Here is a 12,629-nt window from a genome sequence, read left to right on the forward strand (position 1 = left end):
CAATCGCGTTCCCGGTTTGTACAAATAAAATTCATCGACAGTCATCCCAAGGGAACCCTGGCTCGCTCGCCAAGGCCTGATGTGCAAGGATGTCGCGCCGGACATCGTTCGTTGAACGCAAAACCAAGGACTTTTCATGACTGCCATTCCCACCTCAGCGCCCGTGGTTCCCGGGCGGCTGGAGCAAATGTCGACGCGTATCGCATTTTTCATCGCCGGCTTCGGCATTGCTGCCTGGGCCCCGCTGGTGCCGTATGCCAAAGCGCGTGCGCAACTGAATGAGGGCACGCTGGGCCTGCTGCTGTTGTGCCTGGGTGTAGGTTCGATCATCGCGATGCCCGCGGCAGGCGCATTGGCCTCACGTTACGGCTGCCGGCGTGTACTGACCGCCGGTACGATCATGATCTGCCTGGCCTTGCCGATGCTGGCGACGGTCAGTTCGGTTCCGTTGCTGATCGCCAGCTTGTTCCTGTTCGGCGCGGGCCTGGGCACGGTGGACTCCACAGTGAACTTGCAGGCGGTGATCGTTGAACGGGCCAGCGGCAAGACCATGATGTCGGGCTTCCACGGGTTGTTCAGCCTGGGCGGTATTGTCGGCGCGGCAGGGGTTGCCGGGTTGCTGGGGCTGGGCATGTCACCGTTGCAGGCAACCTTCGTCGTGATCATCGTCATGGCCGTTGCGCTGCTCGAGGCCGGGCCGCATTTGCTGCCCTACGGCAGTGAAAGTTCGGGCCCGGCGTTTGCGATTCCCCATGGCGTGGTGCTGTTTATAGGGTGCCTGTGTTTCATCGTGTTTTTGGCCGAAGGGGCGGTGTTGGACTGGAGCGCGGTGTTCCTCAGTGCCGAACGCGGGCTTGATGAGGCCTACGCAGGCCTCGGTTATGCGGCTTTTGCACTGACCATGACCGCAGGAAGGCTGACCGGTGACGCCATCGTGCGGCGCCTTGGCGCGACTCGGGTGATCATGATCGGCGGTGCACTGGCAACTGCCGGCTTGTTACTGGCGACCTTGTTACCAGCGTGGGAAACCGCGCTGCTGGGTTATGCACTGGTTGGCGCCGGCTGCTCGAATATCGTGCCGGTGCTCTACACCGCCGTCGGCAAGCAAACCGTCATGCCGGAACATATTGCAGTGCCCGCCATCACCACCTTGGGGTATGCCGGAATTCTCGCAGGCCCCGCGGTGATCGGCTTTGTCGCCCACGGTAGCAGCCTGAGCACGGCCTTCGTACTGATCGCAGTGTTGCTGGCGGGTGTGGCCATCAGTGGCAAAATTCTCAGGGTGTAAGCCTGGCCATCAGCGCGCCTTGTGAGCCTCGTCCTGCTCCAGCCAGCGGTCGAGGCTTTTGTTGCTGAGCCAGCCGTCCTTTTGCGGTGGACCAAACAATCGACCCGCATTTGCACGCTCCAGTGCGGGGAGTAAACCGGGGCGCTCAAGAATGTTCTTTGCCGTGTAGACGCAGAACTCGCTGTATTTGGGCCTGGGCATACCGGTGGACGGGTCCAGCACCGGGGCGCCCTCTCGGTCAACAGCATAAGGGTCCTGCATGACGGCCTTGAGCGCGGCAATTTCGACGTACTGATGATGCTCGAAGAGAAACGTCCGATCGTGTGCCTTGTCTCTCAATTGCTCAAACTGACCTTGCAGCGCGTGGACCACCTGGGCGTTGCTGCTGGCATGAAACGGATCCTGGCTGAACACGTTTGGCGAGCTGTTGCCCTGCAGGGCTCGGGCCGCGGCCCTGAGACTGTCCCGTGTGATATCACCGTCGCGGCTCACGATTGCATCGTTGAGCCGCGGACGCTTGAGAATTTCGCAGACCACTTGGATCGTTCGATCCAGCGCTTCACTTTCACCCGTAGGTGCGGCGGTAATCCGTTGTAATGACGACTGGGTCAAACGCCCGTCGTTCAGGAACGGGTGCAGCAGGCCAAAGGCTTTTTCAAGGGCCGTGGTCAATTGGTTGTCGGTGGACGTTGCACCCGGCGGGGAAAGATTGGCCCGCTCAGCAGGCAAGTTCTGCAACGCCCGGTGGTGCAGCACCGACAAGGTCCCGCGCAGCAGCTGCGGCCTGCGTGGTTCGAAGGCCGGGCGCTCAGGGCCGTCGTCGAGCCAGGTTTCAGTGGCGGTGACCGGTGCTGGCGCCGTGGGTCGTAACGCTGGCCCGTCGAGGGCCAGGGGTCGAACGTGAGGTAATGCACCCTCGATTGTCATGGGTTTCTCTCCAACTTTTCCGATACATACCTGCCCGATGATCGCCACCGCGGCGGCCAAAAAAATCGAATGGACTCCACCCAGGCAAGCCCCTCATAAGTGGTTGGGTGGGGACGCCGGTTCCAGATGATCGACGGATACCCATGACAGCATGTAAAAACGTGGCGAGCAGGTCAGGTGGCTGCCACTGTCAGCGACGCCACCAGGCCGTGAGGCTGCTGATCAGCCCGGTGTGTTTGGGTGGCCGCCCATCGTCACTTGCGATGTGTTCAATGGCGAGCATGGCCCGGGAAAAGTCATCCGCGACAGGTGCCTGGAATTTGCGTTGGCCCTCGAAGGTCTTCATTCGTCGGGCTTCGACGGTATGCACATTCGACACGATCGGTAGCTCCTGTTCAGCACGGTCAATGGTGGACACAACCGGTTCGGCAATGTGGGCACCGCGAAAGCATTCATGGCAGCCGTGCTGGGAATGAAACGAGGTTGAAGTCATTGCTTGGCCCTCACTCGGGATCTGGAACGCGACCGACTGATCAAAGCCGATGGATATCACCTATGTGGCGAACCGGCGTAAGCAGTTCCTGACACAACAAAGGCAGGCGCCGCCCTGGGGTTGCGGCGCCTGGGTTGCGGTCAGCGAGACAGCAACAGAAGCGCTTTGCGGCTGATTCGACCGTCATTATCACGCCCGGCGAGGTTGTCCATGGTTTTCAAGACATCACCGCGTCTGAGGATTTCCCGGGCCAACTGGATCAGGTGACTCTTGGGCGAGTCGCCCGTCAGGCTCTGGCCCGCCAGCGCTCGCAGATCGCTGAGTTTCAGGTCTCGCCCCCACCCCCTGCCCTTCAAGGCATCGAAATGTTCAAGCATCTCCTGGGCCAGTTGCTTGTCTGAGTTGTATTTGAAGAAGTTCGTGTCGCTGATGACCATGCCCAGTTTTTGCCGGTTGATCAGGCCATCCAACGCCCCCGTGGAGCGATGCCGGTCGATGGCATCCACCAGCTCCGGGCGCCGCAGCAACTCTTTGGCCAAGCGGATGTTCTGATTCATGACGGGGTCATGTGACCAGCCTTTTTTGGCCATTTCGCGAATGCTGTTGACGCTGACATAACCGGCGTTCCCGCGATCCTTGAAGGCGTCGAAGTTGTCCAGCAACTGCTGGGCCAACTGCTCTCTGCTCTTGTTTGCGTACCCAGGATCAATGCCGTACGAGGGCGACGGGTAAGGCCTGCCGCCAACCGGATGTGGCCTGGCGGGGGCGCAATCACCCGGCATCGGCCTGGGTGGCGCACTGCCGCAACCCGGATGCACAGGCGGGCGCTGCCCACCCCACCATTGGCTCATCCAATGGCTGAATTGATGCATAACGCTCGTCGGCGCAGGAGTGCCGTGGGGATGTGCGCTGTGACCGGCATGGCCGTGATGCAGTGCCGGCGCTGGATGCCTGCCGAATACCGGGCCGCTCGGATTTGCCAGGGGGGAGAAGTTGACGTTTGCGGCGTGTTGACCATTGAAGGACAACGTGGACAACCCAGGACGGCTGGCTTTGGCCTCGGGCTGTGCAGTGGCGTTGGCCTGCACACGCTCAGGGGGCAAGGGGTTGGATACAGGTGTATCGAGAGACGATACCGACATGGCTTTCTCCATTACAGTGGGCGCGATTTTCAGCTACCCCTGTGTGGCGTTTGTGTCGGAATCGGTTCCTGATCCCACGCTGATACGCGGTGTGGGGCTGTAGGAAACAGGCAAAAAAAATCGCAGCCCGTTGTGGCGCTGCGATTTTCCCAAGGGTTATAGGTCAGAAGCCTACGCTGGCCTGTACAAAGAACGTACGAGGCTCGCCCAGGTACAACCCGGCGTTGTTGTCGCTGGAACGGGTGTAGTGCTGCTGGTCAAATAGGTTTTTCACCCCTACCCCAACCTTCAGATTCGATAGCTGCTGGCCAAAGTCATAGCCACTGCGCACGTTGACGGAGACATACCCCTGGATATCACCGAACTGGCCGTCCGCCGTGCCTTGGGTGACGTAGGTGCTGGTGGTGCCCGGCGCCCGCTGGCCGGATTGGGCGTATACATCCAGGTTATGGGTCCAATGATTGACGTCGTAGCGCACGCCCAGGGTCGCCACTTCACGCGAATACAGCGGCAGGTCGCGGCCTTTAAATGGCACATCGCCTTCGGCCGTGGCCTTGGTATAGGTGAAGCCGGCATTGGCGGTCAGGCCGTTGAGGCGTGGGTCCAGGTTCGACAAATCATAGTGTGCCGACGCTTCGATACCGGTGTGCTTGGTGGCACCGAGGTTGGTCCAGCCCACGTCGTTGCTGACGTATTGCAGCTCATCCGAGAAGTCGATGTAGAAGAAGGTCAGTTCACCGCCCCATACGCTGTCGTTATAGCGGGTGCCGACCTCGTAGGTCTTGGCTTTTTCCGGGTTCAGGCCGTTGGCGGTCTGGTCGCCGGTGCCGCCCTGCCCCAACTGGAAGTATTGCAGGCTGCCAAACGAGGTCTCGTAGTTGGCGAACAGTTTCCAGGCGTCGGACAGGTGATACATGACGCTCAAGGCCGGCAACGGTTCGTTGTTGTGAATCTCGCGGTGTTTTTCCTGGGTACGGGTGCCGTTCAAGGCGACCACGGGGCGGTCATGCCATTCGGTGCGGATATCTTCGAAGCGGATGCCGGGGGTGATGGTCCACTTGCCGATGTCCACTTTGTTATCGATATAGAACGCGTTGGCCTCGGTGCCGCCCGTGCGATCCTGATACACATGGCCGTTGCTCTGACCGCCTGGTGTCGGCACGTTGTTGACCAGGTTCAGGCTGGTGGCCTGCTCGTGCATGCCTTCTTTGAGGTAGCGATAACCGACGCTGACTTCCTGGGTGCTGGGGCCTACGTCAAATACATGGGACACGCGCGGCTCGATGCCGAAGGTGTAATAGGTACGCGGGTAGGAGCCGAGGGTTTTACCGTCGCGGTTGGCGATGTTGCTGCCACGGAAGCTGTCGGAGTAATAGGTCAGCACTTCAGCCTGGGTCCGGTCGTCGATCTGGCGGATGTACTTGAAGGACACGTCTTTGCGGCGCCCGCTGAAGTTGTCCCAGTCGCGCACCGATTGGTACGGGTTGGCGTCGAACTGCCGCTGGGTCAAGCCACCCGGCATGTCGGCGCTGGCGTCGTAGTAGTGCACGTTCAGCGAAAAATCGTCTTGATCGGTCGGCGCCCAGTGGGTCTTGAAGATCACGTCGTCTATATCGTTGGCGTTGTTGCTGTTGCGGTAGCCATTGCCATTGACCCCGGAGTACAGCAGCGCCACGCCGATGCCGTTGTCTGCGGTGCCACCGATAAAGGCGTTGTCGACATGCTTCCAGCCACCGTGGGCGGAGGTTTGCAGCGTGGTGCCGACTTCACCGGAAAATTTCTCGGGGATCGCGCGAGTGACGAAGTTGATCACACCGCCGACGTTTTGTGGCCCGTAACGCACGGAACCGGCTCCACGCACCACGTCGATGCTGTCCAGGTTGCCCGCGGAAATCGGCGCCATCGACAGTTGCGGTTGGCCATACGGCGCAAACGCAGCCGGCACGCCGTCGATCAATACGGTTGAGCGTGGCGACAAGCGAGACGTCAGCCCGCGTACACCGACATTGAGCGAAATATCGCTGCCACCGGTACCGTTGGACTCTTGCACCTGCACGCCAGGCACGCGGCGCAGCACGTCGCCGACGTTCATCGCGCCCTGCTCCACCATGGCTTCGCGGCGGATCACCGTGCGTGCGCCGGGGTGGTTCTGCACCAGCTCGGCGTTGGCATCGCCGAGCCAGTCGCCCACCACTTTGATGTCGGTGGCCCCCAACTCCAGGGGCGAGCCGACGTCACCGCTGCCACTGCTCAGTGGGCGCAAGGTCACGGAGCCGGCGTCGATCTGGTAATCCAGGCCACTGCCTTGCAGCAATTGGTGCAAGGCTTGTTCGGGTGAAAGATTGCCGTCTACCGCAGGCGCCTGTTTGCCCGCAACCATGTCCGGGCTGAAGAACACTTGCAGGGATGTCTGTTGGCCCAGTTGGCTCAGTGCCGCGCCGAGGGGTTGGGCCTGGATATGGATAACGTCGCCAGCAAAGGCGCAAGGCATCGCGGCACTGACCGCAAGGGCCAGGGCCAGCGGGACCCAGCAAGCGGTTTTATTGTTGTGAACGGCAGTTTTTTTCACGTTGAGCCTAGTCCTGTGAGCGCAAAAGTAAGCGGCTGTTAATGCAAACCAGTTGCAGTTGCAGGAGAAGACGAAGAGCTCGGAAAAAACCTGAATGTCAGCGTGAAATTATTTCCTGGCTGCCATCCGGCAGTGCTCGCACCGCGACAGGCAGGATGTGCGGCAAGGCCTTGAGCAAGGCGTCGGTGTCGTTGGCCTTGAATACGCTGGTTAACCGCAGGTTGCCCACGCCAGGCGTACTGACCCGCAGGGGTTGCTCGCGATAACGCGACACCTCACGCGCCACGTCCGCCAGCCTTGCGTTGGTGAACACCAGTTTGCCGCTACGCCAGGCTGTCAGTTCCTCGGTATTTACCATGTAGGCCCCCGCCACCAAGCCTTTTGCGTCCACCTGCGTGCCCAGGCCCGCCGTCAGTGTGACCACGTCGTTTGGCGAACGGCCCTGTACCTTCACCGTACCCGCTTCGACCGCCACGCGGGTCTGGTCTTCATCGCGGCGCACATCGAAGCGTGTGCCGGTCACGGTTACCTGCCCGGTCCCGGCGGCGACCACAAAAGGTCGGCTGGTGTCATGTTCGACGCTGAACAGCGCTTCGCCCTGTTTGAGTTCCACAGAGCGCCGGGCTTTTTCGTAATGCACCGTGACCACGCTGCGGCTGTTCAAATCCATCACCGAGCCATCGGGCAACGCCACCTGGCGATGCTCGCCCAGGCGCGTGCTGAATTCGGCGCTGTACGGCTTGGGGTGTTCGAGCCCGCTGAACAGGCCCAACCCCAGCGCCACGGCAACTAAGCTGGCCGCGACGGCATAACGCAACGCCGCACGACGTTTGGGGCGCTCGGCCGGGGCTTCGCACAATGCCTGCAAACGGGCCTTAGGCAGCAGGTCAGCGGCACGCCACATGCCTTGCAACACGTCGAACTCGTATTGGTTCTGGGGCTGCTCCGCACGCCAGGCGTCGAAGCGCTGGCGCTCGTCGGGGCTCAGCTCGCCCTCTTGCAGGCGTACAAACCACTGCGCGGCTTCGTCGCGGGCACGGCTATCCATCATGGAAGGTCCTGTTTCAGAGCGAGCTTGGGTCATGGGGCCATCGCGTCCAAGCGATCACGCAGATGCCGCAGGGTGCGGATCATATACTTTTCCACCATATTCTTGGACAAACCCAGGCGTTCGGCGATTTCCTGCTGAGTGAGGCCCTCGATTTTCTGCCAGATAAACACCTTGCGACAGGTGAGCGGCAACTCGGCCAACGCCCTTTCAACGGAGTCTGCCAGTTGGATCGCATGCATGAACTGCTCGGGGTCGCCACTATTAAGCGGGCTCTGGTCAAGGGCCTCCAGCGCAATTGCCTCGCGCCGGTCTTCGCGGCGGTAGGCGTCCACCGCGATATTTCGCGCGGTCTGGTGCAGATAGGCGCGCGGTTGCACCACTTCGGTGGAGGCGGACTCGAGCACCCGCACGAAGGTGTCATGGGCAATGTCTTCGGCCTGCTGGCGGTTTTTCAGGCGGCGCGTCCAGGTCCCGATCAACTCTTCGTAGTGCTCGAAAAAGCCTGTTCTGCGGGGCGGCTGGGGGATCATTGCGGGAGGCACCGGGGAGGCGGGCGTGAATAGTAATGCTTCCTATTAAGTGGGGCAATTGCTACCCGTCGAGCCCGACCCGGTGATGTAACTACAACGCCTGTTTAAGGCGACTCAACTTCTCCCGGCTACCACACACACTCATCTGGCACCATTTGCGCAGCTTGTTCTTGGAGCTATCGAGGAAGATCCAATCGCAGTCGGTGGCGGTGCAGATCTTGAGTTCGCGAAGGTCGCCCGACACCAGCAATTGCGTCGCATCGATTGCCAGGCGCCCGATCAGCAGGGCCGTCAGTTCCTGGGCATTGGTACAAGGTTTCCATGCCCAGGCCGGCATGCCGTTCACCGAGTGCAGCACGCGCCAGGTGACGCCTTGCTGGAAGGTCAGGTTGATCTGCTGCAAGACCTCAGCGGGCGCGGCCTGGCCCAGGGACAACGGATGAAACACCGCGTACAGGCATTCCCTGAACGCAATCACGGCATCCAGGTCCGGCTGGTACGAGATGGGCGAGTCAAACACCATTGAGCTGTAGGCATCGAACTCCTGGGCAGAGACCAGCGAGGCATGCTGGGCCCATTCAAAGAAGAACTGAAAGCTGGTGAGGCGTTCTTCCATCACCTTGAGTGCAGTGCCAGGGCGCCGGCCATTGGTGGTATTGATAAAGTCCAATACCCGGGCCCCGCCAACCAAACGAATCGATTTTGCAGTGCCGGTGAAATGCGTCATGCCTGCTCCTGAAAAACGCGGTAATGCTGCGATGACGCACATTACCTTGTTTTACGCACGTGCAGACACTGGCGGCCTACCCAACATGAACACCATCATGCATTGCACGAACAGCAACAGGGCAACCACCCAGTACACGCTGGAGAACGAACCGGTCAGGTCCTTGGAGAGCCCACCCAGAAAGTTGCCGCACACCCCGCCCAAGCCAATCAATACGTTGGCGATACCAAAGGCCTGGGTCAGACGGCTGACCGGTACGATCTGGCCGATATAGCTGGGGACCAGCCCGAAGATGGGATAGAACGCCAGGGCAAACAAAAACGCTGCCACGTAGAACAAAGGGAGGCTGTTGCAACCGAACACCACTGCGGCGGCCAGGCCGGCGCTTAAAAAACACATCGCCAGCGACGCCCGCACCCCGACCTTGTCGGCAATCCACCCCACCAGAAAGCCCGAGGCCATGCCCACCGCGCCAATGGTGGTCCAGATAAAACCGGCGTCCTGCACCGACACCCCCAATTCATCACGCAGGTACGGCGCCAGGTAGGTCTGGAATGGCAACAACGCCATGCCATTGAGAAAGGCGATGGCCCAGGTCAGGTACAACGAGCGGCTCAGCCAGGGCGTGCGGTTGTCCAAGGTTACCGAGCCCTCCCGCGACGGACCGCCCGTTCCCATCGTGCGCAACAGGTACCAGGCCAGCGCACACAGGCCCAGCGATATCAGGCCCGCCGTCAGCCAGATAGAACGCCAGCCGCCCTGCAAGGTCAGGAACGACACAAGCAAGCCGTTAATAAACACGCCGTAGCTGGTGCCACTGGAAATCAGCCCCATGACACGCGAGCGATTACCGGGGCTGAAGCCCTTGGCCACGATCTCCGCCAGCGGGATGTACACCGAGGCAGAACAGCCCCCGAGCAAAATCAACAGCGCACCGGACAGCCAGACATTATTGCTGACGCTCAGACCCAGCAGCGCGAGGGACGTGATCAGCGTCGACACCAGGCTGATTTTCCAGCCCTCGACATAACGGCTGATCACGCTGGTCACCGATGAAAACAACAGGAAGCCGATCTGCGCGCCACCGGTGATCAGGCCTACGGTGGTGTAGCCAAAACCGATGTCGCGGCGCATATCCACCACGAGATTGGCGAACAGGTAAACGCCAAAGCCGTAGGTGCTGGCCACGAAACCGGTCAACACCACCGCCAGCACCACACTGTCCACTGGGCGGGCGCTGCTCTGGGGCAGAGTGGTCATGCCGTTTTCCTCGCCGTGTGGATGACAAAATCACACTGCATCATGTCGTAGTCAGGCTGAAAATCACCGTAACTGCGATGCTCCGAAAACCCCGACGCAAGCACCTCGGTCTTTAACTCGCCCGGCAACAGCGGATACACCTGCAGCCGGTATTCTTCTGCGTTATCAAAGGAGTAGATGAACTCACACAGATCGGCATGCACCTCGCCCAAACTGACCGACGCATGCGTGCCGCAATAATAGTAATTACCGCTGGATTTGAATTGACCGGCCCGTATGGCGAAGAAGTTGCGTTGGTCGACAACCAACAAGCCACCCGGCTTGAGCAATGCCCTGAACTTTTCCAGCACATTGCGCCGGGCTTGGGCCTCAAACACATGGCACAGCGAGCTGCCCAGGCAAACCACCGCATCGAACTGCCCCAGTTCTTGTGGATCCAGGGAAAGCCAGTCCCGGTAATGGGATTGGATCTGCAACCCATGCATTCTGAAATTCGCCCGAGCCTTGGTCAGCATCGTGCTGCTGCCATCCGTGGCGACCACATCCAAGCCCGCCCGTTTAAGCTGCACCGCATGAAAACCACTGCCCGTGGAGACGTCGATCACCGACTTCACGCCGTGCCCCTTGAGCAAGTCCTCAAAGAAACCGTTCTCCCCGGCCTTTCTTTTTTCCCAGTCGATCAAATCATCCCAGCGCTCCACGAAACTCTTGGAATATTGCGCGGAGTAACTGGCGACTGCGTTGTGCTTGTGGCGAGATAACTGACTCATTACACACCTACCAGGTTGAATGCTGAAAAGACTGGTACTTGCTCGCCAACTCGTGGGCGAACTCGGCTGACTGCTCGATGGACATGGTTTTTTTGGAGTACCCGAGCATCGCCTGCATCACCGCCATGCAGTGCGGGTTGAACGTGACCGAACCATCGCAATGGATCTCGTCGATGCCATCGTGGCTCTGGCAGATGCTATTGATGCGCACGGCCTCATCCTGCGGGCAGGCGTCAGAGAACTGCACCTTGATCTGCCCGTTGTGCAGCCACACCGGATAGCCGCCCGGAAGCCCCAGCGGGCCGGGCGCATGCACCAGCACAGGCGTGGCTGAGCACAACCCTTCGATCACCGTGACGGCCGAGCACGCGGTGAGGAACTGCCCATCGACCCCACCCAAGCGGCGGAAGTCGGTTTTGACCGTGGAGAAAATCGCCTCGGCCGGCAGGCGTGCCGCCTCCGGGCGGCCTCGCTGCTCATACAACAAGCGATAACTGGCACGCGGCGGCAAACCACCGCGCGGTACGTAATGGCTGAAATAGTGCTGGGCATACAGCTGCACCTGCACATCGGCAGGCGCACACTCCAATCGCCGTGCAATGGCAAAACGTACTGCAGGAATCAGGTTAGCCACGTTGCCCACGCCGATATCCGGCGCCGAGGCCGAGCCTGGCCAGAATCGGATTGACCGCATCCGGGAATGCCGCGTTGATTGTCGTGGTCACGATGCCGGAGGCTTTCACTGCCTGCATCACGTACTGCATCAACGTGAGGTGCATGGGCAGCCAAGGGCCGAACTGGGCCTGATCGAGCTGCTCGAACACGCGCTTGGGCAAGCCGGTGATGACCCGCCAGGACTGCAATGACGCGCAGTTGACCAGCATATCCGGCGCCTCTTCACGCAGGATCCGCGTCACCTTGTTCACATCCGTCAGGTCGGCGATCACCGGTTTGATCGCAATGTCGTGCCCCAATTGCGCACACGACAGCGCCACCAGGTTGCACAGGCGCAGGGTCGATTCCTCGTTGCGCCCCAGCACCACGAATTCGAAGGCATTTTTGGGCCCGAGGATCTTCAGGATTTGCAGGCACAGGTTGCCCGCGCCCACCAGCAGCAGTTTTTTCTTGGGGGTCTGCGGGTTCATCGTGGGTAGGCTCCGTTGTCCACCGGGATAACCCTGCCGCTGATATGGCGCATGGCATCGCCCACCAACAACAAAATCACCTCGGCGACGCCGCCCGGCAGGATGGGGTCCTTGAGAATCTCCTGGCGCGCATATTCGTTGCGCCGGTAGGCGGGGATGGTGTCGTAGATGGCGGTGTCGTGGATCAGCGCGGGCGACACCGCGTTCACCCGCACGAACGGCGCAAAATTCCAGGCATTGGCTTTGGTCAGGCCGATCACCGCCGCCTTGGTGGCCCCGTACAACGCATCGCAACTGCCCACTTCGCCGGCGACCGAGGCGATATTGACGATACTGCGCGCCGCTTCGTGGCGCATTTCCCGCTCGGCAAAGTCTTTGGAGAGATAGACCAGCGCCTTGAGGTTTACATTGAGGATCTCGTCAACTTCGTCATCAGAGTAGTGATAGACACTTTTGCCGTGATAAATCCCGGCATTATTGACCAAGCCATAAATAGTGTCGTGGCGTTCGTACAGCGCTGGAATAAAACCTTTGATCACCGCGCTATCCGAAAAGTCGGCGACGTGTGTCTCTAATACTTGCGAGCCGTGAATACGTTGCAAGGCATTTAGCCCTTCGCCGTCCTTGTCGACGCCAATGACGAAATAACCTTGTTGAATGGCCTTTTCCAAGGTCGCCCGCCCAATTCCATTGGCCGCCCCGGTAATAATCAACTTTTTCATAAAAC

The 12,629-nt window shown here is 60.2% G+C and carries 11 protein-coding genes and 1 pseudogene; 1 reads left to right on the forward strand and 11 read right to left on the reverse strand.

The features are described 5' to 3' along the window. The first annotated feature begins 136 nt into the window (after positions 1 to 136). Complete coding sequence (locus AB4O23_RS22955; RefSeq protein ID WP_460150270.1) at positions 137 to 1,288, forward strand: MFS transporter; 1,152 nt, start codon at positions 137 to 139, stop codon at positions 1,286 to 1,288. 9 nt (positions 1,289 to 1,297) lie between these two features. Here AB4O23_RS22955 and AB4O23_RS22960 read toward each other — a convergent pair whose 3' ends face one another. The 11 genes and pseudogenes from AB4O23_RS22960 to AB4O23_RS23010 all read right to left on the reverse strand — a co-directional run bounded on the left by AB4O23_RS22960 (position 1,298) and on the right by AB4O23_RS23010 (position 12,624). Then, positions 1,298 to 2,275, reverse strand: coding sequence for a type III secretion protein (locus AB4O23_RS22960; protein ID WP_223496899.1), 978 nt, complete (start codon positions 2,273 to 2,275; stop codon positions 1,298 to 1,300). 130 nt (positions 2,276 to 2,405) lie between these two features. After that, positions 2,406 to 2,708: a type III secretion protein gene (locus AB4O23_RS22965; RefSeq protein ID WP_267864581.1), complete on the reverse strand. Its 303-nt coding sequence runs from the start codon at positions 2,706 to 2,708 to the stop codon at positions 2,406 to 2,408. 140 nt (positions 2,709 to 2,848) lie between these two features. Beyond that, positions 2,849 to 3,850, reverse strand: coding sequence for a type III secretion effector protein (locus AB4O23_RS22970; RefSeq protein ID WP_116079848.1), 1,002 nt, complete (start codon positions 3,848 to 3,850; stop codon positions 2,849 to 2,851). A gap of 163 nt (positions 3,851 to 4,013) precedes the next feature. Beyond that, positions 4,014 to 6,419, reverse strand: coding sequence for a TonB-dependent siderophore receptor (locus AB4O23_RS22975; RefSeq protein ID WP_460084432.1), 2,406 nt, complete (start codon positions 6,417 to 6,419; stop codon positions 4,014 to 4,016). Positions 6,420 to 6,516: 97 nt separating this feature from the next. Then, the gene (locus tag AB4O23_RS22980) at positions 6,517 to 7,470 is read right to left on the reverse strand and encodes a FecR family protein (RefSeq protein WP_460069106.1); all 954 of its coding nucleotides are present in this window, start codon (positions 7,468 to 7,470) and stop codon (positions 6,517 to 6,519) included. Positions 7,471 to 7,499: 29 nt separating this feature from the next. Beyond that, positions 7,500 to 8,000 carry a sigma-70 family RNA polymerase sigma factor gene (locus AB4O23_RS22985; RefSeq protein WP_065876526.1) on the reverse strand — a complete coding sequence of 167 codons (501 nt, stop codon included), beginning with the start codon at positions 7,998 to 8,000 and terminating at the stop codon, positions 7,500 to 7,502. Positions 8,001 to 8,091: 91 nt separating this feature from the next. Next, positions 8,092 to 8,727 carry a CGNR zinc finger domain-containing protein gene (locus AB4O23_RS22990; RefSeq protein WP_017526731.1) on the reverse strand — a complete coding sequence of 212 codons (636 nt, stop codon included), beginning with the start codon at positions 8,725 to 8,727 and terminating at the stop codon, positions 8,092 to 8,094. A gap of 51 nt (positions 8,728 to 8,778) precedes the next feature. Beyond that, positions 8,779 to 9,987, reverse strand: a complete 1,209-nt coding sequence (locus tag AB4O23_RS22995; protein ID WP_017526730.1) for an MFS transporter — start codon at positions 9,985 to 9,987, stop codon at positions 8,779 to 8,781. Then, positions 9,984 to 10,757, reverse strand: a complete 774-nt coding sequence (locus tag AB4O23_RS23000) for a class I SAM-dependent methyltransferase (RefSeq protein ID WP_065876525.1) — start codon at positions 10,755 to 10,757, stop codon at positions 9,984 to 9,986. The genes AB4O23_RS22995 and AB4O23_RS23000 overlap by 4 nt, the downstream gene beginning before the upstream one ends. A 7-nt stretch (positions 10,758 to 10,764) precedes the next feature. Further along, positions 10,765 to 11,902, reverse strand: a pseudogene (locus tag AB4O23_RS23005) (hypothetical protein). Then, positions 11,899 to 12,624: an SDR family NAD(P)-dependent oxidoreductase gene (locus AB4O23_RS23010; protein ID WP_017526727.1), complete on the reverse strand. Its 726-nt coding sequence runs from the start codon at positions 12,622 to 12,624 to the stop codon at positions 11,899 to 11,901. The pseudogene AB4O23_RS23005 and the gene AB4O23_RS23010 overlap by 4 nt, the downstream one beginning before the upstream one ends. Positions 12,625 to 12,629: the final 5 nt, after the last annotated feature.

The organism is Pseudomonas sp. H2_A10, from assembly GCF_054680085.1.